At 53.8% G+C, this 25,570-nt stretch carries 20 protein-coding genes and 1 tRNA gene; 14 read left to right on the top strand and 7 right to left on the bottom strand.

Annotation, left to right across the window (positions count from 1 at the left end):
* Nucleotides 1-26 precede the first annotated feature (26 nt).
* Nucleotides 27-1,055, bottom strand: a complete 1,029-nt coding sequence (gene mtnA, locus J1779_RS20710) for an S-methyl-5-thioribose-1-phosphate isomerase (RefSeq protein ID WP_217204648.1) — start codon at nt 1,053-1,055, stop codon at nt 27-29.
* Nucleotides 1,056-1,172: 117 nt separating this feature from the next.
* On the opposite strand from mtnA, the gene mtnK reads away from it, so the two are divergent.
* From mtnK to J1779_RS20695, 3 genes are all read left to right on the top strand, one after another.
* Nucleotides 1,173-2,372: an S-methyl-5-thioribose kinase gene (gene mtnK, locus J1779_RS20705; RefSeq protein ID WP_217204647.1), complete on the top strand. Its 1,200-nt coding sequence runs from the start codon at nt 1,173-1,175 to the stop codon at nt 2,370-2,372.
* Nucleotides 2,373-2,467: 95 nt separating this feature from the next.
* Entirely contained in the window at nt 2,468-2,938 is a 471-nt protein-coding gene (locus tag J1779_RS20700; protein ID WP_056781497.1) for a YehS family protein, read from the top strand.
* A 295-nt stretch (nt 2,939-3,233) separates the two neighbouring features.
* Nucleotides 3,234-4,631 carry a carbohydrate porin gene (locus J1779_RS20695; protein ID WP_122097376.1) on the top strand — a complete coding sequence of 466 codons (1,398 nt, stop codon included), beginning with the start codon at nt 3,234-3,236 and terminating at the stop codon, nt 4,629-4,631.
* Between the two features lie 81 nt (nt 4,632-4,712).
* Here the strand turns inward: J1779_RS20695 and fadE are convergent, their stop codons facing one another.
* On the bottom strand, nt 4,713-7,181 hold the full coding sequence (gene fadE, locus J1779_RS20690) for an acyl-CoA dehydrogenase FadE (RefSeq protein ID WP_217204646.1): 2,469 nt from the start codon (nt 7,179-7,181) through the stop codon (nt 4,713-4,715).
* A 268-nt stretch (nt 7,182-7,449) separates the two neighbouring features.
* On the opposite strand from fadE, the gene lpcA reads away from it, so the two are divergent.
* The gene (gene lpcA, locus J1779_RS20685; RefSeq protein WP_122097592.1) at nt 7,450-8,031 is read left to right on the top strand and encodes a D-sedoheptulose 7-phosphate isomerase; all 582 of its coding nucleotides are present in this window, start codon (nt 7,450-7,452) and stop codon (nt 8,029-8,031) included.
* Between the two features lie 26 nt (nt 8,032-8,057).
* Nucleotides 8,058-8,825 (top strand): class II glutamine amidotransferase, encoded by a 768-nt coding sequence (locus tag J1779_RS20680; RefSeq protein ID WP_056781487.1) that lies wholly within the window; start codon nt 8,058-8,060, stop codon nt 8,823-8,825.
* Here J1779_RS20680 and dpaA read toward each other — a convergent pair.
* Nucleotides 8,796-9,521, bottom strand: coding sequence for a peptidoglycan meso-diaminopimelic acid protein amidase (gene dpaA, locus J1779_RS20675; RefSeq protein ID WP_217204645.1), 726 nt, complete (start codon nt 9,519-9,521; stop codon nt 8,796-8,798). The two genes, J1779_RS20680 and dpaA, sit on opposite strands and share 30 nt — an antisense overlap.
* Before the next feature lie 281 nt (nt 9,522-9,802).
* On the opposite strand from dpaA, the gene dinB reads away from it, so the two are divergent.
* On the top strand, nt 9,803-10,861 hold the full coding sequence (dinB, locus tag J1779_RS20670) for a DNA polymerase IV (RefSeq protein ID WP_122097379.1): 1,059 nt from the start codon (nt 9,803-9,805) through the stop codon (nt 10,859-10,861).
* Nucleotides 10,862-10,991: 130 nt separating this feature from the next.
* On the opposite strand, the gene pepD is transcribed toward dinB, so the two are convergent.
* A complete protein-coding gene (gene pepD, locus J1779_RS20665) occupies nt 10,992-12,452 on the bottom strand; it encodes a beta-Ala-His dipeptidase (protein ID WP_056781478.1) in 1,461 nt (486 codons plus the stop codon).
* A gap of 292 nt (nt 12,453-12,744) precedes the next feature.
* Here pepD and gpt point away from each other — a divergent pair, with 292 nt between their 5' ends.
* The 6 genes from gpt (at nt 12,745) to J1779_RS20635 (ending at nt 17,874) form a co-directional block, all read left to right on the top strand.
* A complete protein-coding gene (gene gpt, locus J1779_RS20660) occupies nt 12,745-13,203 on the top strand; it encodes a xanthine phosphoribosyltransferase (protein ID WP_056781475.1) in 459 nt (152 codons plus the stop codon).
* 201 nt (nt 13,204-13,404) lie between these two features.
* Complete coding sequence (gene frsA, locus J1779_RS20655; RefSeq protein ID WP_217204644.1) at nt 13,405-14,655, top strand: esterase FrsA; 1,251 nt, start codon at nt 13,405-13,407, stop codon at nt 14,653-14,655.
* A gap of 63 nt (nt 14,656-14,718) precedes the next feature.
* Nucleotides 14,719-15,120 carry a sigma factor-binding protein Crl gene (crl, locus tag J1779_RS20650; protein ID WP_183848027.1) on the top strand — a complete coding sequence of 134 codons (402 nt, stop codon included), beginning with the start codon at nt 14,719-14,721 and terminating at the stop codon, nt 15,118-15,120.
* Between the two features lie 151 nt (nt 15,121-15,271).
* Complete coding sequence (gene proB / locus J1779_RS20645) at nt 15,272-16,375, top strand: glutamate 5-kinase (protein WP_056781467.1); 1,104 nt, start codon at nt 15,272-15,274, stop codon at nt 16,373-16,375.
* A 10-nt stretch (nt 16,376-16,385) separates the two neighbouring features.
* Nucleotides 16,386-17,639, top strand: coding sequence for a glutamate-5-semialdehyde dehydrogenase (gene proA, locus J1779_RS20640; protein WP_122097382.1), 1,254 nt, complete (start codon nt 16,386-16,388; stop codon nt 17,637-17,639).
* Between the two features lie 159 nt (nt 17,640-17,798).
* Nucleotides 17,799-17,874: transfer RNA gene (locus tag J1779_RS20635), tRNA-Thr, on the top strand.
* Between the two features lie 73 nt (nt 17,875-17,947).
* Here the strand turns inward: J1779_RS20635 and J1779_RS20630 are convergent.
* A complete protein-coding gene (locus J1779_RS20630) occupies nt 17,948-18,175 on the bottom strand; it encodes a hypothetical protein (protein WP_056781452.1) in 228 nt (75 codons plus the stop codon).
* Nucleotides 18,176-18,344: 169 nt separating this feature from the next.
* Between J1779_RS20630 and J1779_RS20625 the strand changes: the two genes are divergently transcribed.
* Nucleotides 18,345-18,581 (top strand): putative hemolysin, encoded by a 237-nt coding sequence (locus J1779_RS20625; protein WP_056781450.1) that lies wholly within the window; start codon nt 18,345-18,347, stop codon nt 18,579-18,581.
* A gap of 108 nt (nt 18,582-18,689) precedes the next feature.
* On the opposite strand, the gene fumA is transcribed toward J1779_RS20625, so the two are convergent.
* Both fumA and J1779_RS20615 read right to left on the bottom strand, forming a co-directional pair.
* A complete protein-coding gene (gene fumA / locus J1779_RS20620; RefSeq protein ID WP_217204643.1) occupies nt 18,690-20,336 on the bottom strand; it encodes a class I fumarate hydratase FumA in 1,647 nt (548 codons plus the stop codon).
* Nucleotides 20,337-20,527: 191 nt separating this feature from the next.
* The gene (locus J1779_RS20615) at nt 20,528-22,039 is read right to left on the bottom strand and encodes an anion permease (protein WP_056781442.1); all 1,512 of its coding nucleotides are present in this window, start codon (nt 22,037-22,039) and stop codon (nt 20,528-20,530) included.
* A 700-nt stretch (nt 22,040-22,739) separates the two neighbouring features.
* On the opposite strand from J1779_RS20615, the gene J1779_RS20610 reads away from it, so the two are divergent.
* Nucleotides 22,740-25,517 carry a flavocytochrome c gene (locus J1779_RS20610; RefSeq protein ID WP_217204642.1) on the top strand — a complete coding sequence of 926 codons (2,778 nt, stop codon included), beginning with the start codon at nt 22,740-22,742 and terminating at the stop codon, nt 25,515-25,517.
* The last annotated feature ends 53 nt before the right edge of the window (nt 25,518-25,570 follow it).

Raw genomic sequence — 25,570 nt, 5'->3', positions numbered from 1 at the left:
CGGGGGAAGAGCAAAGCAAGCACTTGCTACTTCAGCGCCTGAGTCAATATCCCATCCCGCACCTGAACCGGCGTCACCACACCGACATCCAGCACCCATCCGCTGATCAGTTCAGCCGGAGTGACATCAAACGCCGGGTTGTAAACCTGCGCGTCATCCGGTGCCCATTGCACGGCCCCAAAACTGCCGGAAACGCCGGTCACTTCACTCGCTGCGCGCTGCTCGATAGGGATCGCGGCACCGTTCGGACAGTGCGGATCGTGGGTGGTGTGCGGCGCGGCGACATAGAACGGAATGCCGTGGTATTTCGCCAGCACCGCCAGACTGTAAGTGCCAATTTTATTGGCGACATCGCCGTTGGCGGCAATACGGTCAGCGCCGACCCAGATGGCATCCACGCGTTTTTGTGCCATCAGGCTGGCGGCCATTGAATCGCAAATCAGCTGGTAAGGAATGCCCAGTTCGCCGAGCTCCCAGGCCGTCAGACGCCCGCCCTGTAACAGCGGGCGGGTTTCATCCACCCACACCTGTTGCACATTGCCCAGCCCGTGCGCGCGGCGGATAACGCCAATCGCCGTGCCGACGCCCGCTGTTGCCAGCCCGCCGGTGTTGCAATGCGTCAGCAGGCGGCTGCCGGGCGTGACCAGCGCGGCACCGTGATCCGCAATGCTGTCGCACAGTGCCCGGTCTTCTTCCACCAGACGCAGGGCTTCTTCCGCTAACGCTTTCACGTAATCAGATTGATGCAATGCGGCTTTCATGCGGTCGAGATTGTTCATCAGGTTAACCGCCGTCGGGCGCGAGGCGCGCAGCGTTTCCAGTGAATCATGCAGGGCATCCTGAGACATTCCCTCTTCGGCCAGCAAGGCCAGCAGCAGGCTGGCGGACAAGCCAATCAGTGGCGCACCGCGCACGCGCAGGGTGCGGATGTGATCCACCAGCTCGCTGACGTTGCGACATTCACGCCAGTCAGCGCGCTGGGGCAGGGCCTGCTGATCGAGGATCCACAGCTGATTTTCGCGAATTCGTAAACTGGTGGTTGTGAGACTTTGCATGGTCGGTTAAATCCTTGTTGCCCAGTTGCATCTGATTACTTATTCTGCCAACATGTTTTATAGATGTATAGACGTCTAAACGCTTTTAAGGCTGAAAAAAGAATTCGAGAGGTCAGGATGTCGCGCTACTACACGTTTACCGCCGCAGATGCCGTTGAATATGCCCGCCAGTTCGGCGGCGTGGCGGATCCACACTCCCTGGTCACCGCCGATGAAATCGGTGACGGAAACCTGAATCTGGTGTTCAAGATCCGCGATACGACGGGGAAAAGCCGGGTGATTGTCAAACAGGCGCTGCCTTATGTGCGCTGCGTGGGCGAGTCCTGGCCACTGACGTTAGATCGTGCGCGCATCGAAGCCGAAACCCTGATCATTCACGGTCAGTATTGCCCGCAACATACGGTCAAAGTGCTGCATCACGACGCGGAACTGGCGGTGATGGTGCAGGAAGATCTGTCGGATCATCAGATCTGGCGCAGCGAACTGGTGCAGGGAAACGACTACCCGCAGGCCGCCAGCCAGCTGGGCGAGTATCTGGCACAAACGCTGTTTCACACCTCCGATTTCTACCAGAATGCGCAAACCAAGAAAGCCGAAGTCTCACGCTTTACTAACCCTGAACTCTGTCAGATCACCGAAGATCTGTTTTTCACCGATCCGTACGTCGATCACGAACGCAATAATGTGGATCCGCTGCTGCTGCCAGAAGTGACCGCGCTGCGCGCTGATAAACCCTTGCGGCTGGCGGTGGCCGCGCTGAAACACCGGTTCCTGACGAAAGCCGAAGCGCTACTGCACGGGGATATTCACAGTGGTTCGATTTTCGTGGCTGAAGGTAAACTTAAAGCTATCGATGCAGAATTTGGTTATTACGGCCCGCTGGGATTTGATCCGGGCTCGGCTATCGGCAATTTGCTGCTCAATTACTGCGGTCTGCCGGGGCTGGTGGGCGTGCGCGAAGCGGCGGATGGCCGTGAACAGCGCCTGAAAGATGTGCGCGAGCTGTGGCTGAGTTTTTCCGAACGCTTCCTGCAACTGGCGCGTGAAAAATCTCAGGATCCGACGCTGGCGGAACCGGGTTATGCGGAAATCTACCTGCAAGATGTCTGGCACGATGCCGTGGGATATTGCGGCGCGGAGCTTATCCGCCGCACCATCGGGCTGGCGCACGTGGCGGATCTCGATACCATTAAAGATGCAGAGATGCGCGCCGATTGTCAGCGCCATGCGCTGAGCCTCGGCCAAAAACTGATCCTCACTGCACACCAAATCAGCGACGTGGAGTCACTTATTGCACGGATACGTCAGTTCAGCTAATCCTGTGAGTTTCTTGTATAATGCCCGCCTTCGAGGTGCGTAGGGGTAAACCCGGTGGCATTTCCTCGGTTTACTTTTAACAGGAATACAGAATTATGATGCATAACCACGTCTTACGCAGTGTCCGCTACATGCTGGATATGAGCGAAGGCCAGCTGATCGAGATCCTCAAGACAACCGGCACGCCGGTCAGCCCTGAAGTGATGTCCCGTTATCTGAAAAAAGAAGATGAAGAAGGTTACATGGAAGTGCCTGATGAAGTGATGGCGAACTTCCTTAACGGCCTGATCACCTTCAGACGCGGTAAAGACGATCGCTTCCCGGCACCGGAAGTTGAAAAACGCCTGACCAATAACATCATGCTGAAAAAACTGCGTGTGGCGTTTGAGCTGAAAACCGAAGACATGATCGCCGTGCTGACGGCGGCAGATTTTAAAGTCTCCGAAGGCGAACTGAGCGCATTCTTCCGCAAAGAAGGTCACAAGAACTACCGCCCGTGCGGTGATCAGGTGTTGCGTTACTTTCTGAAAGGCCTGACGGCCAGAGTCCGTCCTAAAAAAAGCTGAGCATTAACGAATTCAGCTGATAAATAAATTAAATGTATTTATTTAAATGACATATTAAACGGGGCGCTTTTAATAAAAGCGCCCCGTTTTACGTTTATTGGTTTTACAGGAATGAAATTTCGTTATTACAGTTCAACTTCACGTTTCACCGGTTTGTTTTTTGACAGTCCATTCCTCCGCCTATTATCTTCAGTCCTCGCCAAACCTCCACTGGCTTATATTTTAAAAAAATAATACAGCTGAATTTAATTCAACGCTGAATGTTAATCTGGGTATAAGAAAAGGACATCAACACATGAGAAAAATTAAGCCGATTGCTCTTTTGATGGGTCTTGCGGTGTCGGGTTCCGCGTTTGCTTCGGGGGCTCCCTCCAGTCTGGAAGCGCGTATGGCACTGCTTGAGCAGCGCCTCCAGCAGGCTGAAGCACGGGCAGATACGGCAGAGAAACAGATCCAACAGTTGAAAAAACAGGATGTGCAGCGCGGGCAGGAAATAGCCAGCGTGAAAGAAGCCAATCCGGTAGAAGTGAAAACCGAAGGAATATCGAAAGACAAATTATTAACACTGAATGGTTTCGATAATTTGAAATTATACGGCGATGTGGAATTTAACGTCGATGGCGCCAGTCGCAGCGGACAATTAACGTCAATACGCACCAGTGATAATAAAAACTGGCGACCAGGCACCAATGAGCGCTGGGATGTGAACGGGCGTTTACTGATCGGCCTTGATGGTTATCGCCGAAATGATAACGGCCAGTTCTCCGGATTCTCTGTTCAGCCGACCGCCGACCTCAACGGGTCAATGACCCTTGATGATGCCGCGTTCTTCTTCGGTGAAGAGAAAGACTGGATGGCCAAAATTGGCCGGTTCGAAGCTTACGATATGTTCCCGCTTAATCAGGATACCTTCATCGAATACTCCGGTAATACGGCCAACGACCTGTATGCCGATGGTTACGGCTATGTGTATATGATGAAAGAAGGGCGCGGACGCAGCGACAGCGGCGGTAACATCCTGCTGAATAAAAATATCGGCAACTGGTATTTCGAGCTCAATACCTTGCTCGAAGACGGGACCTCGCTGTTCGCCGAGCAAAACTACCACGGTAACAAACTGGAACAGGATAAAAACGTGGCGTATCTGCGCCCTGTGATTGCCTGGAAAGGGGACGCATTCTCGGTGGCGGCGGCGGCGGAAACCAACGTGGTGAACAATGCGTACGGTTACAAGAATGATCAGGGCGAAACCATCGATCAGTCTAAACGTAACGGTTACGGCATGACCATGACCTGGAACGGCCAGAAAGCAGACCCTGAAAATGGCATCGTGGCAAACCTCAGCACGGCGTACATGGATGCCAGCGACGAAAAAGATTTCACGGTCGGCGCGAATGCGTTGTGGAAACGTTTCGAACTGGGCTACATCTACGCGCATAACAAAATTGAAGACTTCAGCATGGATGGCGTGCGTGCGTCTGACTACGATGACGACTGGTTTAATGAGCCGGGCAGCTATGATATTCATACCATTCATGCCAGCTACCTGATCCCGAACGTGATGAATATGCAGAACTTTAACGTCTATCTCGGGGCGTATATGTCGATGCTGGATGGGGATAAAACCTATTCCAATGACGACGACAGCGAGCAACGTTACGGCGGGCGCGTGCGCTTCAAATACTTCTTCTGATTTCCGATCTTACTTCGGCAATACAAAAGAAAAAGCCTGAGTGTTTTGCACTCAGGCTTTTTTATTGGTCAGAAAAGAGGATCAGGCAGCTTCAGTATGACGCGGTTTCGCTTCATCCTTTTTTAGCGTTTTTGCCTCTTCCTTTGGCTGGTGTGCGGCCAGTTCGTGCGGTTCAAACTCATCAACGTTAATCGACCGCAGACGGCTTTCTTCCGCACGGCTGAGAATGCGCGCATCGTCAGCGCTCAGGTGCCCGGCATCCAGACCTTTTTGCGCCAGAATATCCAGGCGGGTGAACGGCAGTTTTTTACCCATCGCCTCACACAGACGTTTGTGAACCGGTTCGGCGGCCAGAATATCCTGCAACGCCTGTTCCAGCAGACCGACCGGGTTGTGCTCGCTTGGCGTCAGATACTGACCGCGACCGATACGGCTGCGGGTGGCAGAAGGCACTTGCAGAATCCGCGCCAGTTCGTGATCCAGCTGGTCGGACGGTGCAGCGTGAGCGCCACCCAGCGGGAACACCACCAGACGCATGACGCCTGCGATGAAACGGTTCGGGAAGTTACGCAGCAGATCGTCAATCGCCACTTCCGCCTGATGCAGACAGTCCTGCACGCCCCAGTGGACCAGCGGCAAATCGGCCTCGTGACAGCCTTCTTCATCAAAACGTTTCAGCGTGGCTGTCGCCAGATACATCTGGCTGAGGATATCGCCGAGACGGGCGGAAATGCGTTCGCGACGTTTCAGACTGCCGCCCAGAACACCCATCGACACATCGGCCAGCAGCGCCAGATTGGCACTCAGGCGGTTGATGTGCTGATAGTAGCGGGCGGTGGCATCGTTCACCGGTGTATCGCTGGTGCGCCCGCCGGTCAGGCCGAGCCAGAAACTGCGCACGGTGTTGCCGCCGACGTGGCCGAGATGGCCGAACAGCGCCCGGTCGAAATCGACCAGATCATTTTTCTCCGCTGCCGCCATTTCACGCAGCACGTAAGGATGGCAGCGGATCGCGCCCTGACCAAAGATGATCATACTGCGGGTGAGGATGTTGGCCCCTTCCACGGTGATGGCAATCGGCGCGCCCTGATAGGTGCGGGCAACAAAGTTGCTTTTACCGAGCATGATGCCTTTACCGCCGGTGATATCCATCGCATCCATTACGGCGCGCTGACCGCGGTGCGTACAGTGATATTTCACAATCGCCGACAGCACCGCCGGTTTTTCACCCAGCATAATGCCGTTGGTGATAAGCGTCGCTGCCGCGTCCATGACATAAGCGTTCCCCGCGATGCGTGCCAGCGGCTCTTCGATACCTTCCATTTTACCGATCGGCAGTTTGAACTGACGGCGGATATAGGCATAAGCGCCGGTCGCCATCGCCAGAGATTTCAGGCTGCCGGTGGAGTTTGACGGCAGCGTGATGCCACGGCCCACGGACAGACATTCCACCAGCATACGCCAGCCCTGACCGGCCATTTTCGGGCCGCCAATGATGTAGTCGATCGGGACAAAAATGTCGTTACCCCGCGTCGGACCGTTCTGGAAAGGCACGTTCAGCGGGAAGTGACGGTGGCCGATTTCCACACCCTGGGTATCCGTTGGGATCAGCGCACAGGTGATGCCTAAATCAGTTTCGTTGCCAAGCAGATGATCGGGGTCTTTCAGTTTGAATGCCAGACCGAGCACGGTGGCGATAGGTGCCAGCGTGATGTAACGCTTGTTCCAGGTCAGGCGCATACCGAGCACTTCTTTGCCCTGCCACTGGCCTTTACACACAATACCGAAATCCGGGATTGCGCCGGCATCAGAACCCGCTTCGGGGCTGGTTAGTGCGAAACACGGAATTTCCAGGCCTTCGGCCAGACGCGGCAGATAGTGATCTTTTTGGTCTTCGGTTCCGTAATGTTGCAGCAATTCGCCCGGACCGAGGGAGTTTGGTACGCCGACGGTGATCGCCAGGATCCCTGACACACCGGCCAGTTTCTGTAAAACACGAGCCTGAGCGTAAGCCGAGAATTCGAGGCCGCCGTACTCTTTTTTAATGATCATCGCAAAGAAGCGGTGCTCTTTCAGATACGCCCACAGCTCCGGCGGCAAATCAGCCAGTTCGTGAGTGATCTCAAAATCATTCGCCATGCGGCAGGCTTCCTCCACCGGGCCGTCGATAAAGCGCTGTTCTTCTTCGGTCAGGCGCTGCTCAGGATAATCCTGCAGCTTTTTCCAGTCCGGCTTGCCGCCAAACAGGTCGCCTTCCCACCAGGTGGTACCGGCTTCAATCGCTTCTTTCTCCGTGCGTGACATGGCAGGCATGACTTTGCGGAAGGTGCGAAGTGCCGGGCCGGAGAATAATGAACGGCGCAGGGCCGGGATGTTCAGTGGCAGCAACAGGATCGCCAGTGGCACTAACAGCCACAGCGTCCACAGATTGATCGCGCCCATCACGGCGGTGAACGCCAGTAAAATCAGGCTGCTAAGGGTGAGGTTGACGCGGTGATAAAACAGCGCACCAAGGATAACGACAAATGCAACAATGCTGAGAACCATCATAGTAATGCTCCTGAGTAGTAGGAGGTCTGACCTGTTGTAGGGATACAATGGTTTTAGTTCATGCTCATTTCTTTATCAATGTGTTTACATACTAATTACAACACAGCTCACAATCCGGCCGCACGAAGCGTCAAAAATGGAAACTATCGGAATCATTACCGCTTCATTGCTTCTCGCCGATCCGCCGATCCGTTACACTGCACAGCGGAAAGTTTTATTGCTATCGGCTGTGTTTCAACGGCTGCAAATGGACATAAAAGAGGCTGCTATGTACCAGGATATTATCCGTACTGAACTGAACGAAGCTGCTGAAACGCTGAATAAATTCATCAGCGATCCGGCAAATATTGAGTCTATTCAACGTGCAGCAGTGCTGCTGGCGGATTCATTCAAAGCGGGCGGGAAAGTGATTTCCTGCGGCAACGGCGGTTCACACTGCGATGCCATGCATTTTGCGGAAGAACTGACCGGCCGCTACCGTGAGAACCGTCCGGGCTACCCGGCGATTGCGATTTCTGACGTCAGCCACATTTCCTGCGTGGGTAACGATTTCGGGTATGAGTATATTTTCTCTCGTTATCTGGAAGCGGTTGGCCAGAAGGGCGACGTTCTGCTGGGCATCTCCACGTCCGGGAATTCTGCAAACGTCATCAAAGCTATCGACGCTGCGCGTGCCAAAGGCATGAAAGTCATTACCCTGACCGGTAAAGACGGCGGCAAGATGGACGGATCTGCTGACGTGGAAATCCGCGTTCCACACTTCGGCTTCGCTGACCGTGTGCAGGAAATCCACATTAAAGTTATTCACATTTTGATTCTTCTGATCGAAAAAGAGATGGCGAAGGCATAAGCCCTTTGCAGTAAAGGAGGCTGGTGATGTGCGAATTGCTCGGGATGAGCGCTAACGTTCCAACTGATATTTGTTTTAGTTTCAGTGGACTGGTGCAGCGCGGTGGCGGGACTGGCCCGCATAAAGACGGCTGGGGCATTACCTTCTATGAGGGGAATGGCTGCCGTACTTTTAAAGATCCGCTGCCGAGTTTTAATTCGCCCATCGCCCGCCTGGTTCAGGAATACCCGATCAAATCCTGCGCGGTGATTTCCCATATTCGTCAGGCAAACCGTGGCGAAGTGGCGCTGGAAAATACCCATCCGTTTACCCGGGAACTGTGGGGACGCAACTGGACCTACGCGCACAACGGTCAGCTGCGCGGTTACCGCCAGCTCGATACCGGCACACTGCGCCCGATAGGCCAGACTGACAGCGAATACGCTTTTTGCTGGCTGCTGCACAAACTCACTCAACGTTATCCGCGTCGCCCGGCAAGCTGGCCGCCGGTGTTCCGCTATATTGCGTCGCTGGCCAATGAGTTACGCGAAAAAGGGGTGTTTAATATGCTGCTGTCGGACGGGCATTTTGTGATGGCCTATTGTTCGACAAATTTGCACTGGATCACGCGCCGCGCGCCGTTTGGCAAGGCAACCTTGTTGGATCAGGATGTGGAAATTGATTTTCAGCAGCAGACGACACCTGATGATGTCGTCACCGTGATTGCCACGCAACCGCTGACCGCAAACGAAACCTGGAACAAAATTGCCCCAGGCGAGTTCGCGTTATTTCACCTGGGTGAACGCCAGCTGTGAGGAGAGCGGGGTATTAGACAGCGGCTGGAGCACTTCATATTTACCGTCAGTCACCACCACGTTGGGCGCCTGATGGTGTTTCTCAAAGTACGCATAGCCAGGCTGAAGCTGACGCCAGAAGTTGATGTAGCTTGAGTTTTTGTGCGCGGTCATGTTGGCATCGGTCATACGGAACGGGTAAATGCTGATTTGCAAATTACGCTGCCCGAACTGGAACGCTGCCTGAACATAGGTGAAGATCTCATCCATGTAACCGTCAGTCATTGCATAACACCCAATGGATTTACAGTTACCGTGGATCATCAGGTACTTACCTGAGTAACCCTGTGAGATGTCATAGGCATTCGGGAAGCCGATGTTGATAGCACGATAAAAGCGGCTGTCTGGTTTCAGGTGGTGGATATCCACGTTATAAAAACCTTCCGGGCTTTTGAAATCGCCTTCACGACGTTTATTCCCCAAACCGCCGGAAAAATCGCAGATGCCATAGCTGCCGATCAGACGAAATTCGCCGTCGAGCTGGGCATACAATTCGAGTTTACGTTCTTGTTTGAAAATCTGGATATAAACTGGCGCGCCTAACAACTGCTTTTTAAGCGCAGCATTGACCGGGACAGGTTCACTGGCCACGGCGTAATTTGCTGTAAATAAAGGCAAACTGAGGAGCATCGCAAGGAACAGCGCGATTCTGATCATTCTAAATCCTGCTTGGTAATAATTCTGATGTTTTGTCTACAGATGGAACCATCTTTAAGACCGCCACTGATTGATTTCTTATCTACAACCTGTCTGAAACGTTGCCATATTAATACTGATTAATATTTTAGCAATCATCAAATATTGAATAATGAGTTTCGGTTTGTTAATTACTTGCGCTTGCCATTATTGGTGATTAATTAACCCAAATTTACCGCCATTTTCTGTGTTTGAAATTGCACCGGCTCACTGTATACTTATACAGTTATCAGGGGAGGGCTATGCGTAAAATCATTCACGTGGATATGGACTGCTTTTTCGCGGCCGTCGAGATGCGCGATGATCCTTCCCTGCGCGACATTCCTATCGCCATCGGCGGCAGCCGCGATCGCCGCGGTGTGATCAGCACCGCCAATTATCCTGCGCGTAAATTCGGTGTGCACAGCGCGATGCCCACCGGTATGGCGCTGAAACTCTGTCCGCATCTGAAAGTGATTCCCGGCAGAATGGAGGCTTATAAAGAAGCCTCAAACCATATCCGTGAAATCTTTGCGCGATACACTCCGCTGATTGAACCCCTGTCACTGGACGAAGCTTATCTCGACGTCTCCGACGCCACGCAGTGCAACGGATCCGCCACGCTGATTGCTGCACAAATCCGCCAGGCGATCTCCGATGAAATCAATCTGACCGCCTCGGCGGGTATCGCGCCCATTAAGTTTCTGGCAAAAATAGCCTCTGATCTGAATAAACCTAACGGACAGTTTGTGATTACGCCGGATAAAGTCGATGCGTTTTTGCAGAATTTACCGCTGAGTAAAATCCCCGGCGTTGGCAAAGTCACCGCACAGCGTTTGCAGGAGCACGGCCTGAATACCTGTGGCGACGTGCAGCGGTATGATCTGGCAGCCTTGCTTAAAGGTTTCGGAAAGTTTGGCCGCGTGCTGTGGGAGCGCAGTCAGGGCATTGACGAACGTGAGATTTCCCCCGAGCGGCTGCGTAAATCCGTCGGCGTCGAGCGCACGCTGGCCGAAGATATTCACAGCTGGGAAGAGTGCGTGGCGCTGATCGAACGGCTGTACCCGGAATTACATACGCGCCTGAGCAAAGTCAGCCCGAGTCTGCGCATCGCCCGACAGGGCGTGAAACTTAAATTCCATGATTTCCAGCAGACCACGCAGGAACACGTCTGGCCGGTGCTGAATAAAGACGATTTACTGAAAGTCGCACGGGAAGCCTGGGAACAACGGCGAGGCGGAAGGGGCGTCAGGCTGGTGGGATTGCATGTGACGTTGCAGGATCCGCAGATAGAGCGTCAGCTTCTGCTTCCCTGGGAATGATCCCCGTCATCTTTCAGGCTGTCTCTGCGTGGGCTGTCTTCGCAAACCCCGGTCACATATTTGTATATGTGACCGGGGATTTACTCAGTTGCCACCCTGATACAGCCCGGATGATTTCGGGGATCGGGTATTAACCGCGCTCAGGAATCGCTTTCAGCAGGGCGGTCAGCAGTTTCCAGTACAGCTCAACGCTTTCAATTTCAACCTGCTCATCCGGCGAGTGTGGCCCGGTGATGGTAGGTCCGATGGAAACCATGTCCATGTCCGGGTACGGTTTTTTGAACAGACCGCATTCCAGACCGGCGTGGATCACCATGATGTTTGGCGTCTTGCTGAACAGCGTTTCGTAGGTTTCACGCACCAGCGTCATCACCGGCGAGCTTGGCTCGGGCTTCCAGCCAGGGTAGCTGCCTTTCGCCAGACTTTTCGCGCCAGACAGCGCGCTCAGTGAGTTCAGCATGCTGACCACGTACTCTTTACCGCTGTCGATAAGAGAACGGATCAGGCTGTTGATCGCCACTTCATCGTCTTTCATGGTGACAACGCCGACGTTCAGGGAGGTTTCAACCACGCCTTTCACGTCATCGCTCATGCGGATCACACCGTTTGGTGTGGCATTCAGCAGTGCGAGGAACTTGCCCTGAGTTTCAGCAGTCAGTGCTTTCGCGTTGCTTTCAGCCGCTTCAACAACCAGTGCGATTTTCTTCTCAACCGCGGACAGTTCGAACTGAATGGTCGCCAGGAATTCCTCTGCGGCCGCTTTCAGCGCATCGGTTTTATCCGTTGCGATAGAAAGCGTTGCAATGGCTTCGCGCGGAATGGCGTTGCGCAGCGTACCGCCGGTGAAATCCAGCAGGCGCAGGCCCAGTGTGTCGGCGTTATCTGCCAGGAAACGCGCCAGCAGTTTGCTGGCATTGCCCAGGCCAAGATGGATATCAGCGCCGGAGTGGCCGCCTTTCAGGCCTTTCAGCGTCACTTTCAGCGTGGTGAAACCAGCAGGTACCGCTTCACGGCTCAATGGCAGTGTGGCGGTAAAATCAATCCCGCCTGCGCAACCCATGTAGATTTCGCCTTCGGTTTCTGAATCGGTGTTGATCAGGATTTCAGACTGTAACCAGCCCGGTTGCAGGCCAAATGCACCCGCCATGCCCGTTTCTTCGGTCATGGTCAGCAACACTTCCAGCGGGCCGTGTTCGACGCTTTCATCCGCCAGAACCGCCAGCGCAGATGCCAGACCGATGCCGTTGTCCGCACCCAGCGTCGTGCCGCGTGCTTTTACCCAACCGTCTTCAATGAACGGCTGAATGGGATCTTTAGTGAAATCGTGAACGGTATCGTTGTTCTTCTGCGGCACCATGTCGAGGTGCGCCTGCAGGGCAACCGCTTTGCGATTTTCCATGCCTTTAGTGGCCGGTTTGCGCAGCAAGATATTACCCACTTCATCACGCTCAGCGTGGATACCTTTTTCCTGTGCCCATTCAACGATGTGTTTTGCCAGCGCTTCTTCATGATAAGAAGGGTGTGGAATCGAACATACTTTGGCAAAAATATCCCACAACGGTTGTGGCGAAAGCTGAGACAGTTCAGACACTATAAGTCTCCTGTGACAGTCAGCTCAGTCAGGCTCCATTTGCAGGGGAACTGATTGAGATGCTGTAGGTTTAGGGTTAAATAATCCCCGCCAGACGTTGTGGCGAGTGGCCTGACAGAATATCACTTAATCCGAAGCTGTGCGCGTGCGCCGGGATAAAATCCGGGGCGTTGCGACGGATGCAACCAGATAATCGCTGGTTTTTGTGAGCCGGACTCACTATAATCTCGCGCAACCTTTTTCCCCCCCAATAAATTTCAGAAGCCGTCAATTCACTGGCTGGGACACCTTTATGAGCGAAAAATACGTTGTAACCTGGGACATGCTGCAAATCCACGCCCGCACAATGGCGAAACGCCTGCTGCCGGCAGAACAATGGAAAGGCATTATTGCAGTCAGCCGTGGTGGCCTGGTTCCTGCAGCGTTGCTGGCTCGCGAGCTGTGCATCCGCCATGTGGATACCGTGTGTATCTCCAGCTACGACCATGATAATCAGCGCGAAATGCAGGTGCTGAAACGCGCAGAAGGCGACGGTGAAGGCTTCATCGTGATCGACGATCTGGTTGATACCGGCGGTACCGCGAAAGCGATCCGTGAAATGTACCCGAAAGCGCATTTCATCACGATCTTCGCCAAACCGGCTGGCGCACCGCTGGTTGATGACTACGTGGTAGACATCCCGCAGAACACCTGGATCGAACAGCCGTGGGATATGGGCGTGGTGTTCGTTCCTCCTCTGGTCGGAAAATAACACTCGTCATCCTTCGCGCTTCCGGCGCGTGGGGTGCGCTTTAAACGCCTGGCTGATTGCCGGGCGTTTTGCTTTGGTTACCTTGAAATCCCTCTTGCTTGACCTCACTCCTGTCTTGTCGCACCTTTAACACGTTATAATCCCGTTCTGAAATGGTGGCTTGCGGGCGACCAACTGCTTGCTAACGGAGGATCATGCATCATGGCGCCAGTCAATCTCACGGAAAAGCTGTTCAAACCTTCCTTCAAATACCCGGAAACGTCGACGCTGGTTCATCGCGTTCATCACCATAATACCCACCCGCCAATGCATTCCGCGCTGGAGGGGGATACGGTCAATTGCTGGTACCGGACAATCAACCGTCTGATGTGGATGTGGCGCGGCGTGGATCCGCTCGAAGTGGAGGAAGTGCTGTCGCGCATTGCGGTGTCTACAGCCGAGCACAGCGATCCGTTGTTGCTGGATACCGTTATTGGCTATCGCAATGGCAACTGGATTTATGAATGGTCGAATCAGGCGATGATCTGGCAGAAAAAAGCCGCTGAAGAGCAGGATCCTGATCTCGCCAGCGAATACTGGCTGAACGCTGCCAACCTTTACAGCATTGCCGGTTATCCGCATCTGAAAGGCGATACGCTGGCCGAACAGGCAGAAGCGCTCGCCAACAAAGCGTTCGAGAAATCTTCTGAACATTCGCCTTACACGTTAAAAGAGCTGGATTTTGCTATTCCCGGCGGGGCGCCGATCACCGGTTTTCTGCATCTGCCGAAAGAAGGGCAGGCGCCGTTCCCGACGGTCATGGTGTGCGGCGGTCTGGATACGTTGCAAAGTGACCATCAGCGTCTGTTCCGCACGTATCTTGCGCCGATGGGCATTGCGATGCTGACTATCGACATGCCGTCGATCGGTTTTTCCTCTAAGTGGAAACTGACGCAGGACACCAGCTTCCTGCATCAGCAGGTGTTGCAGCAGCTTTCGGACGTGCCCTGGGTCGATGCCGGTCGTGTCAGCCTGCTGGGTTATCGCTTTGGTGCCAACGTTGCCGTGCGGCTGGCTTATCTCGAGCCGCGCCGCGTGCGCGCGGTCGCCACCTTAGGCGCGCTGGTCCATTCGCTGCTCAGTGATCCTAAATGTCAGGAACAGGTGCCGGATATGTACATGGACGTGCTCGCCAGCCGCATTGGCATGTCCAGCGCGTCCGACTCCGCGCTTAAAACAGAACTTAATCGTTATTCTCTGAAAATGCAGGGCTTGCTGGGGCGCAGAACGCCGACGCCAATGCTGGCCGCTTATTGGGAGAATGATGTGTTCAGTCCGAAGAGCGAAGCGAGGCTGATTGCGGACTCTTCCGCCGATGGCAAGATTTTGGCGATCCAAAGTGAGCCGCTTTATGCTCATTTTGATCGTGCATTACATGAGATTTGTGAGTGGTTGCAAAAGAGAATGCGATAACTTAATGGTTGCTAATTCTTAACGTTTTGCTAAAAAGGATCGTCTTTATATGGAGGTTGTACTATGACGTTACCAAGTGGTCATCCTAAAAGCAGGCTAATGAAACGTTTCGGTACATTGGGGCCGTACATTAGAGAAGGGAAATGCGAAAACGACCGCTTTTTCTTTGACTGCTTAGCTGTCTGTGTGAACGTGAAACCCGCGCCAGAGAAGCGTGAATTCTGGGGCTGGTGGATTGAGTTACAAGCTGAAGCCGAACGTTTTACCTATGTTTATCAGTTCGGTTTGTTCGACAAAGACGGCAACTGGAAAGCACAAAACATTAAGGATGCTGAAGTTCGCGAGAAGCTTGAGACAACGCTTAAGGGGTTCCACAAAAACCTCAATAAGATGATTGAAGAGATGTCTCTCAAACTGGAACCTGCTGATGATTTCAGCGAAGAACCGGTGAAGCTTTCCGCCTGACCTTTCACAGCCTTGCGTACTACCCATTCCCATCATGAATGCTGCTATTATAGCGTTATGCCGGTTGGCATAACGCTTCTCTCCTGTTACAAAGACATCAGAAAGCTGATTTCTTCAATCTTATTTTCACTTCAATAACGGCAGAAAGACTATGAGTGGCAGCCAAACACTGGTTGTAAAACTGGGCACCAGCGTGCTCACTGGCGGATCCCGCCGCCTCAACCGGGCTCACATTGTTGAGCTTGTTCGCCAGTGCGCGCAGCAACATGCGGCAGGGCATCGGATTGTGATTGTGACGTCGGGCGCCATTGCCGCCGGGCGCGAACACCTTGGCTACCCCGAACTCCCCGCCACCATTGCTTCCAAACAGCTGCTGGCTGCCGTCGGGCAAAGCCGTTTAATCCAGCTCTGGGAGCAATTGTTTTCTATTTACGGCATCCATATTGGTCAGATGCTGTTAACCCGTGCGGATCTGGAAGACCGGGAGCGTTTTCTCAACGCCCGCGACACCATGAATGCGCTGCTCGATAACCATATTGTTCCGGTTATTAATGAGAACGATGCGGTGGCGACGGCGGAAATCAAAGTCGGCGATAACGATAATTTATCTGCGCTGGCGGCGATCCTTGCCGGTGCCGATAAACTGCTGCTGCTGACCGATCAGCGCGGCCTGTTTACCGCCGATCCGCGCACCAATCCTGAAGCGGAACTTATCCGTGAAATCACCACCATTGACGATGCGCTGCGCGGCATTGCCGGTGACAGCGTTTCCGGCCTGGGCACCGGCGGTATGGCCACTAAATTGCAGGCCGCTGACGTCGCCTGCCGTGCGGGTGTCGATACCATTATTGCCGCCGGTAATCTGCCGGGCGTGATCGCCGATGTGATCAACGGCGTTTCCGTCGGTACGCGTTTCCACGCCATGGAGACGCCGCTGGAGAACCGTAAACGCTGGATCTTTGGCGCACCGCCCGCCGGTGAAATCACCATCGATGACGGCGCGGTTTCTGCCATGATGGAGCGCGGCAGTTCGTTGCTGCCTAAAGGCATCCGCGAAGTGAAGGGTGATTTCTCCCGCGGCGAAGTGATCCGCATCCGTAATCTGAACGGACGCGATCTGGCGCACGGCGTGAGCCGCTATAACAGCGATGCGATGCGCATGATTGCCGGTCACCACTCGCAGCAGATCAGCGATATTCTCGGTTACGAGTACGGCCCGGTTGCCGTGCATCGTGACGACATGATTGTCAGTTAAGGAGTTTTCCATGCTTAACGAGATGGGCAAGGCCGCCAAAGCCGCGTCCTGGCAGCTTTCCACCCTCAGCACTGTGCAGAAAAACCGCGCACTGATGCTGATGGCCGACATGCTTGAGGCCAACAGCCAGAGCATTATTCTTGCCAATGAACTTGATATGTCCTCTGCCCGCGAAAGCGGCATGAGTGAAGCGTTACTAGATCGCCTGTTGCTGACGCCCGCTCGCTTATCGGCAATCGCCAGCGATGTGCGTGATGTCTGCCGCCTGAGCGATCCGGTGGGGCAGGTGATGGATGGTTCACAGCAGGACAGCGGTTTGCGCCTTGAGCGACGCCGTGTGCCGCTTGGCGTGATTGGCGTGATTTATGAAGCGCGCCCGAACGTCACCATCGACGTCGCCAGTCTGTGCCTGAAAACCGGTAATGCGGTGATCCTGCGCGGCGGAAAAGAGACGCACCACACCAATCAGGCGACGGTAAAAGTCATTCAGCAGGCGCTGGAAGAGTGCGGGCTGCCGAAAGCCGCGGTTCAGGCGATCGAAAGCCCGGATCGCGCGCTGGTGGCGGAACTGCTGCGTCTGGATAAATACGTCGACATGTTGATCCCTCGCGGTGGCGCGGCGTTGCATAAACTGTGCCGCGAACAGTCCACCATTCCGGTGATCACCGGCGGCATTGGTGTCTGCCATACGTTTGTGGATGAAAGCGTTGATTTCGATAAAGCGCTGACTGTCATTGAAAGTGCGAAAGTGCAGCGTCCGAGCGCCTGTAACAGCCTGGAAACCGTGCTGGTGCATCAGGCGATTGCGGCCCGTTTCCTGCCGGAACTGAGCGACAAAATGCACCGCGCAGGCGTTACGCTGCACGCCAGTGAATCTGCGATGCCCTATCTGCAAAATGGCCCGGCGAAAGTGCTGGCGGTGACCGAAGAAGATTATCAGGACGAATGGCTGTCGCTGGATCTGAACGTAACGATCGTGGCCGATCTGGATGCCGCCGTGGCGCATATTCGCACCTACGGCACCGAGCATTCCGATGCGATCCTCACCCGTTCCATCAGCAGCGCGGATCGTTTCGTGCGAGAAGTCGATTCCTCGGCGGTTTACGTCAACGCCAGCACCCGTTTCACCGACGGCGGGCAGTTCGGTTTAGGCGCAGAAGTGGCGGTCAGTACGCAAAAACTGCACGCCCGCGGCCCGATGGGGTTAGAAGCCCTGACGACCTACAAATGGATTGGTTACGGCGATGATTTAGTGCGTCCGTAAAGCGGCTGCACCGGTGGATTTTTGTTCATGAAACCGGTGCAAATTCATAAAATTGCGCAGAGTGATGAGAAAACCAGCAAACGCACTGTCAGGGGCTTGACGGCGGCATCAGATTTCACTAATTTAGCACCCCGTAGTTCCCCGGTAACACTCCAAAATGCCGACTTAGCTCAGTAGGTAGAGCAACTGACTTGTAATCAGTAGGTCACCAGTTCGATTCCGGTAGTCGGCACCATTTCTGTTATAAAATCCCAGATTATCAAACGTTTAATTCATTTAGCTTCTCTGCTTTCTGTCTTTATCATTTCTCAATGGTACTTGTGGAAATAATTATTGCGGATCTTGCGATTGATAAAGCCATGAAGTCCGCTGCCCGTTTTCGCCATCGCCTTCATCACGTCCACGTCTGCCTGTCCGGGGCGGATGGAATTATAGATATAATGCCAGCCATCTTTAAACTTCAGAGTCACTGAATCTTCCGTTATGGTGAACGCGACGATACCTGAATTTCCTCCCCTATTTTGGTACCTTTCCATATCACCCTCCCTCATTAATGATGCCGTAAAAACACTCTCATCATAGCCATTAACGGGCTGCGGATTTGTGAGATGAGGTAACTTTTGCGGCGACTGATCTGAATGCACCCTTGCCGGAAAGCGATTAAAATGCCCCTGCGTTTTTAATTACGTTTCCAGGAAGGTCTTTATGAACAAACTCTTTGTCCTGCTGATGGCATCTTTGCTGGCAGGTTGCGCAGTGTCTCACCCGGCACCGGTGAAGCGTCCAACTATCGGTATGGCGAATCCTGCGGCAGTGTATTGTCAGCAAAAAGGCGGGACGTCGGTGAGCGTACAAACGGCGCAGGGCGCGCGTGCAGATTGCGTATTGCCGGGCGGCGAACGCCTCGACGAGTGGGATTTATATCGCCGGGATCATAAGTAATTTTTCATTGGGTTCGCGCCATCAATGTGTAGCGTCAGCGCAATATATCGCATAAAAAAAGGCCCGCTGTTTCCGGCAGGCCTTTTGTTTATTTCAAAGACGGAATTTTTACTTCACACACTTCGCGCAGGTACTTGCGTGAATTTGTTCGAAGAAATCGTTGCCTTTGTCATCCACCAGAATGAATGCCGGGAAGTTTTCCACTTCGATTTTCCAGATGGCTTCCATCCCTAACTCAGGGTATTCCACGCATTCCAGGCTCTTGATGCTTTGCTGCGCCAGAACCGCAGCCGGGCCGCCGATGCTGCCCAGATAGAAGCCGCCGTGTTTTTGACACGCGTCGGTCACCTGTTTGCTGCGGTTGCCTTTCGCCAGCATGATCATGCTGCCGCCGTTGGATTGCAGAAGATCGACGTAGGAATCCATGCGGCCAGCAGTGGTCGGGCCGAGGGAGCCGGAGGCATAACCTTCCGGGGTTTTTGCCGGGCCTGCGTAATAAATCGGGTGATCTTTGATGTACTGCGGCAAACCTTCGCCGTTATCCAGACGCTCTTTCAGTTTGGCGTGAGCAATATCGCGGCCGACGATAATCGTGCCGCTCAGTGACAGGCGGGTAGACACCGGATGCTCAGAAAGCTGCGCGAGGATTTCAGGCATCGGACGGTTCAGATCCACCTTCACCACACCCGCTTCGCCCTGCTGACGCAACGCTTCAGGGATGTACTGGCCTGGGTTGTCTTCCAGTTTTTCGATCCAGATGCCGTCACGGTTGATTTTGGCTTTGATGTTACGGTCTGCGGAGCAGGAAACGCCCATGCCGACCGGGCAGGACGCGCCGTGACGTGGCAGACGCACCACGCGGATGTCGTGCGCAAAGTATTTGCCACCGAACTGTGCGCCCAGGCCAAGATTGTTGGCTTCGACCAGCAGTTCCTGTTCCAGATTCACATCGCGGAATGCCTGACCGTGTTCGTTACCTTCGGTTGGCAGGCCGTCGTAATAATGCGTTGAGGCCAGTTTCACGGTTTTCAGCGTCGCTTCAGCGGAGGTTCCGCCGATCACAAACGCGATATGGTATGGCGGGCAGGCCGCTGTCCCCAGCGTACGCATTTTTTCTACCAGATAACCTTTCAGTTTCGCCGGTGTGATCAGCGCTTTGGTTTCCTGATACAGATAAGTTTTGTTGGCGGAACCGCCGCCTTTGGCGATACACAGGAACTTGTACTCATCGCCATCCACGCTGTAGAGGTCGATTTGCGCAGGCAGATTGGTCCCGGTGTTCACTTCTTTATACATATCCAGCGCGGCATTCTGCGAGTAGCGCAGGTTGTCTTCGATGAAGGTGTTGTAGACGCCTTTTGACAGGCTGGCTTCGTCGCCGCCGCCGGTCCAGACGCGCTGACCTTTTTTACCCATGATGATCGCGGTGCCGGTATCCTGGCAGGTAGGCAAAATGCCTTTCGCCGCGATCTCAGAGTTTCTCAGGAATTGCAGCGCCACGTATTTGTCGTTTTCGCTGGATTCTGCATCATGAAGAATGGAGGCCACCTGTTTCTGGTGGGCCGGGCGCAGCATGAATGACGCGTCGTGGAAAGCGTGTTGCGCCAGCAACGTCAGTCCTTCGGGTTCAACTTTTAAAATCTCTTCGCCGTCAAAGTTGCTCACAGAAACGTGATCTTTGGTCAGCAGGTAATATTCGGTTGTGTCTTTGGTAACGGGGAAGGGATCTTGATAATGGAAGGGTTTGTTCGACATTGTTTTCTCACTTTTTCCGTTATTGCCGCCACTAGCAGGACTTCTCGTTTCGGGTGAATCAGGGGTAATTCGGGCGACGTTTTTATGCTTTCTCTATGTTGCCAGCCTTATACACAGGCTGGCAACGGGGTTTATATGTTTTCTTCCAGTAAATGTACTGTTAATGCTTTGTAGAGGGGTTATCGCCCCTGTCAGAACATCATCATCATCCACGGATAGCCGATGAGCAGCAGCGCCGCCAGGAAGATGGCGCCAAAGATGGTGCCCAGACGCCAGTAATCTTTGGTTGGCAGATAGCCGCTGCCGTAGTAAATCGGGCTCGGGCCGGTGCCGTACGGTGTGATGATCCCCATGATACCCAGAGACGTCACCATCAGCAGACAGAACACTTGCATGTTGATGCCCGGAATGGCGGCACCAATGGTCAGCATGGCTGGCAACAGCGCAGTGGTGTGTGCCGTGGTGCTGGCAAACAGGTAGTGCAGCAGATAGAACGCCAGCAGCAGCACGATAGTCGCGGTTCCGGGAGAGATACCGCCCATGGTGGCCGCGCCTTCTTTACCCAGCCAGGCGATGAAGCCGGTGCGGGACAAGCCATCAGCCAGTGCCACCAGCGTGGCGAACCAGGCGAAGGTGTTCCAGGCAGGTTTATTACTGGTGATATCGTTCCAGTTCAGCACGCCGGTCCACAACATCAGCACCACGACCAGCAGCGCCGCCATGGCCGGTTCAATGAAGCTGGCAGCAAAAATCCACATAGCTAATGCGCAGCAAACGAAGACCAGCAGCAGGATCTCGTGGCGGGACATTCTGCCCAGTTTCGCCAGTTCTGCGGTGGCCCAACGCGGGACTTCATCATTGATTTTCACTTCCGGCGGATAGAACCAGTAAGCGAGCAGCGGCATGGTCAGCAGCAGCAGCAAACCCACCGGCAGGAAGGCGAAGAACCACGTTCCCCAGGAGATGTTGATGCCGGTGATGCTGTTCACAATACCCAGCGCCAGCAGGTTAGGCGCCAGCGCAGACAGGAACATGGAGCTGGTGATACAGGCTGCGGTGATTGCCACCCACATCAGATAGGAGCCGATTTTACGCGCGCTCGGATCATTCGGTTTGGAACCGTACAGCGGCGGCAGGTTGGCGATGATCGGGTAGATCGTGCCGCCGCTTCGTGCGGTGTTTGACGGAGTGAAAGGGGCCAGCAAAAGATCGGCAAAGGTGATGGCGTAGCCCAGCGTCAGGCTGCGGCGGCCAAGATATTTCACCAGAATCAGCGCCAGACGGCGGCCAAACTGGGTTTTATCGTAACCTGCGGCAAACATGAATGCGCCGAAGATTAACCATACCGTTGAGTTGCCGAAACCGCTGACGGCCCATTTAAAGGACTGCGACGCCATTTTGAATTTCGGATCGGCGAGTTCCGCCGGGCTGAACAGCAACCACTGGCTGAACAACGCGATAACCACCACGCCGGTGAGGCCGATAACGGCACCGGGTAAAGGTTCGAAGATCAGACCCACGATGACGCCGACAAAGATGGCAAAGAAATGCCAGGCATGGGGCTCTAAACCGTCAGGGACTGGCGTGAGTAACAACAACACTGCAACCAGCACAGGCAAAAACATCAGAAGCAGGCGGTTTTTTTTGCCACCCGCCGCTTTGTTCGCCTGCGGTGTAACCGTAGTTTTTGAAATATCTGTCATTTTATTTGTCTACAAGTAGTTGAGAATAGGTTTGCTGATACATAGGTAAGATGATTATGCTTTTTTTAGTTACTCAAGTTTCTTTAGTTATTTAATGGTGGCATGAGAACTGCTCCATTATTGTTATTTGAGTTAGGTATTACTTATTCCCCGTAAGAGGGAGGAAATGTTTATATAATGCGTTTTCTCCATTTATTACTGTTGATCTCGATCAAGAAAATACGGAGCTGTGTAAATTTAAGAAAAGAGAATGAGAATGGATGCTGGTGTTATTTTTATGGTGTTTATTTCTGCTGCTGAGCAAGGTTATTTTGATCTTCTGCACCGGGTGAAAATAGGAGTAGTCAACCTGCCTTTTATCTGCCCCTTCCGATAGCACGAATCCATCAGTCCCAGTCCCGGCGGGCCGTGCGTTGAAGCCCGATATCGCCCTGCAAATGTAATGTTTACGCCTTTAATTAAAGGCAAAAGAGCTCGTAATTTAAATTAATGTGATCGTTTAATAACATGGTTAACATTAATTTAATAATGGCTGCATTCTATTCATGGGTAAATAGTTAATAAACTAACGTTACACCTTTTGAAACTAAAGATATCGTTATATTACTCCTATGACATCGGGCGTAAATAAAATTAATAAAATAAATCCGATAACGAATTCACAGATTATTAAACATTTTAAAGTTTGGAGCTGAATATTATGAGCCATAATTCGCAATTATTAAGTCCGTTCACTCTGCCAAATGGCACCGTCCTGAAAAACCGTGTGCTGATGGCACCCATGACCACCTGTACCGGCTTTTATGACGGCACCGTCACCAGCGAACTGGTGGAGTATTACCGTGCTCGCGCCGGCAGCATCGGTACAGTGATCGTCGAGTGCTGCTTTATCGATGACAAAGGCCTGGCATTCCCCGGTGCGATTGGCATCGACAACGACAGCAAAATCGATGGTCTGGCAAAAATCGCCGCAGCCGTAAAATCTCAGGGTTCCAAAGCGGTGCTGCAAATTTATCACGGCGGCCGCATGAGCGAGCCGAAGCTGATTGGCGGCCAGACGCCGGTCGCGCCAAGCGCACTGGCCGCGCCCCGTGACGGCGCAGCTACGCCGGTCGCGCTGACCGCCGCTGAAGTGGACGCGATGATCACCAAATTCGGTGAAGGCGTTCGCCGGGCGATTGAAGCAGGTTTTGACGGTGTGGAAATCCACGGCGCTAACACATATCTGATCCAGCAGTTCTTCTCACCTAACTCCAACCAGCGTGACGATCAGTGGGGCGGAAGCCGTGAAAATCGCGCTCGTTTCCCGCTGGCGATCCTCGATATCACGCACAGTATGGCGAAAAAACACGCCGATTCTTCCTTCATCATTGGCTACCGTTTCTCGCCGGAAGAGCTTGAAGAGCCGGGCATCCGCTTTGCCGACACGATGTATTTGCTGGAACAGCTGGCGGCACGCGGGCTGGATTATCTGCACTTCTCGCTGGGCTATTCACTGCGTCCTTCTATCGTTGATACCACCGATCCGACGCCGCTCATCGACAAATACGTCGCGATGCGTTCAGACCGGCTGGCGAAAATTCCGGTAATGGGTGTGGGCGGTATCGTGAATAAAGCCGATGCTGAACGGGCGATGGAACATGGCTACGATATGATCGCCATCGGCAAAGCCTGCATTGCCTATCCCGACTGGACTGACAGGATTGCGGCTGACCAGAAGCTCGATCTGTTCATCGACAGCACGCAACGCGAAGCACTGACCATTCCTGAGCCGCTGTGGCGTTTCTCACTGGTTGACGCGATGATCCGCGACATGAGCATGACGTCTAAAAAATTCAAAGCCGGCGTATTCAGTGAAAAAGTACAAGATCCGCTTAACGAACTGGCGATTAACGTCAGTCTGGAAACGGACCGCATCGCCGATATCGAACTGCAGGCCGCCGGCGATATCGACGTAGAATTTACCACCAGCTTCGACATCATCCGCACCCGGATCCTCGACGCCAACAGCCCGCACGTTGATGCGGTTACCGGCGCGACGGAACAGAGTGAAGCGGTGAAAAAAGCGGTCTCCAAAGCGATCGCCAAATCCTGCAAAGCACAGCTGCTGGAAGAGGGCGGCAGCTTGTCTGAACCACAAAGTTACGATGTGGTTGTCGTCGGCAGCGGCGGTGCCGGTCTGGCGGCGGCGATTCAGGCGTGTGACGAAGGTGCCAGAGTTCTGATCGTGGAAAAAATGTCCACTATCGGCGGCAACACCATTAAAGCGTCGGTGGGTATGAACGCCGCTGACACGCGCTATCAAAAACTCAAAGGCATTGAAGACAGCAAAGAATTGTTCTATCAGGAAACCCTCAAAGGCGGCCAGTTCAGAAACAACACCGTGCTGCTGAAAGAGTTCGTCGAACGCGCACCGCAGGCGGTCGACTGGCTGGCAGAGCACAACATTGAGCTGAGCGATATCACCATCACCGGCGGCATGAGCATCGACCGCACGCACCGTCCGGCCGATCGCAGCGCCGTCGGCGGCTTCCTGATCAGCGGTCTGGTGAAGAACCTCAACCAACGCAACATCGACGTGCTGCTGGATACTTCAGTGACTGAAATCCGTTACCACGACGGCGCGGTGCAGGGTGTGGATCTGCTCAACGACGACAATGAAGTGCTGGTCATTAATGCCAAAAGCGTGATTGTGGCGACCGGTGGTTTCAGCGCCAACAGCGAAATGGTGGTGAAATACCGTCCTGAGCTGGAGGGTTTCGTGACCACTAACCACAAAGGCGCGACCGGCAGCGGCATCGCGATTTTGCAGAAAATCGGTGCAGGTACCGTGGATATGGGCGAAATTCAGATCCACCCGACCGTTGAGCAAACCACCTCTTATCTGATCTCTGAGGCGATCCGCGGCGGCGGTGCGATTCTGGTGAGCCAGGCGGGCAAGCGTTTCTTCAATGAGATGGAAACCCGTGACAAAGTGTCCGCCAACATTATCGGCCTGCCGGAGAAATTCGCTTATGTGGTGTTTGATGAGCAAATCCGCCTGAACAATAAAGCGGCCGATGAATACATCGCGCGCGGTTTTGTTATCAGCGCTGAAAACCCGCGCGAGCTGGCAGCCAAACTGGAGATGGATCATCACGCGCTGCTCGCCACGCTGGAAAGCTACAATGTGGCCGTTGATAAGCAAGACGACGTAGAATTTGGTCGTAAAACCGCGTTACGCCACCCGATCAATCAGGGGCCGTTCTACGCGATCCGCATTGCACCGGGCGTTCATCACACCATGGGCGGCGTGACAATCAACACCGACACCAGCGTGCTGGATACTCAGGAGCAGGTGATCAGCGGCGCGTTTGCGGCCGGTGAAGTGGCTGGCGGCATCCACGGTGCTAACCGCATCGGCGGGAATGCCGTTGCAGATATCATCATCTTCGGTATTCTGGCGGGACGTAATGCCGCCAGACATGCGATGCGGTAACGGTATCTTCCTGCGTCGTTCGCTGCGGCGCAGGTTTCCCCCTTAAGTTCAGG

Origin of the sequence: Rahnella rivi, assembly GCF_019049655.1 — a bacterium.
GTDB classification, from domain to species: Bacteria; Pseudomonadota; Gammaproteobacteria; order Enterobacterales; family Enterobacteriaceae; genus Rahnella; species Rahnella rivi.
This window is presented reverse-complemented; position numbering and strand designations above follow the sequence as displayed.

Coding starts and splice junctions, on each gene's coding strand:
- mtnA (WP_217204648.1), bottom strand. CDS start 1,055: ATGCAAAGTCTCACAACCACCAGTTTACGAATTCGCGAAAATCAGCTG.
- mtnK (WP_217204647.1), top strand. CDS start 1,173: ATGTCGCGCTACTACACGTTTACCGCCGCAGATGCCGTTGAATATGCC.
- J1779_RS20700 (WP_056781497.1), top strand. CDS start 2,468: ATGATGCATAACCACGTCTTACGCAGTGTCCGCTACATGCTGGATATG.
- J1779_RS20695 (WP_122097376.1), top strand. CDS start 3,234: ATGAGAAAAATTAAGCCGATTGCTCTTTTGATGGGTCTTGCGGTGTCG.
- fadE (WP_217204646.1), bottom strand. CDS start 7,181: ATGATGGTTCTCAGCATTGTTGCATTTGTCGTTATCCTTGGTGCGCTG.
- lpcA (WP_122097592.1), top strand. CDS start 7,450: ATGTACCAGGATATTATCCGTACTGAACTGAACGAAGCTGCTGAAACG.
- J1779_RS20680 (WP_056781487.1), top strand. CDS start 8,058: ATGTGCGAATTGCTCGGGATGAGCGCTAACGTTCCAACTGATATTTGT.
- dpaA (WP_217204645.1), bottom strand. CDS start 9,521: ATGATCAGAATCGCGCTGTTCCTTGCGATGCTCCTCAGTTTGCCTTTA.
- dinB (WP_122097379.1), top strand. CDS start 9,803: ATGCGTAAAATCATTCACGTGGATATGGACTGCTTTTTCGCGGCCGTC.
- gpt (WP_056781475.1), top strand. CDS start 12,745: ATGAGCGAAAAATACGTTGTAACCTGGGACATGCTGCAAATCCACGCC.
- frsA (WP_217204644.1), top strand. CDS start 13,405: ATGGCGCCAGTCAATCTCACGGAAAAGCTGTTCAAACCTTCCTTCAAA.
- crl (WP_183848027.1), top strand. CDS start 14,719: ATGACGTTACCAAGTGGTCATCCTAAAAGCAGGCTAATGAAACGTTTC.
- proB (WP_056781467.1), top strand. CDS start 15,272: ATGAGTGGCAGCCAAACACTGGTTGTAAAACTGGGCACCAGCGTGCTC.
- proA (WP_122097382.1), top strand. CDS start 16,386: ATGCTTAACGAGATGGGCAAGGCCGCCAAAGCCGCGTCCTGGCAGCTT.
- J1779_RS20630 (WP_056781452.1), bottom strand. CDS start 18,175: ATGGAAAGGTACCAAAATAGGGGAGGAAATTCAGGTATCGTCGCGTTC.
- J1779_RS20625 (WP_056781450.1), top strand. CDS start 18,345: ATGAACAAACTCTTTGTCCTGCTGATGGCATCTTTGCTGGCAGGTTGC.
- fumA (WP_217204643.1), bottom strand. CDS start 20,336: ATGTCGAACAAACCCTTCCATTATCAAGATCCCTTCCCCGTTACCAAA.
- J1779_RS20615 (WP_056781442.1), bottom strand. CDS start 22,039: ATGACAGATATTTCAAAAACTACGGTTACACCGCAGGCGAACAAAGCG.
- J1779_RS20610 (WP_217204642.1), top strand. CDS start 22,740: ATGAGCCATAATTCGCAATTATTAAGTCCGTTCACTCTGCCAAATGGC.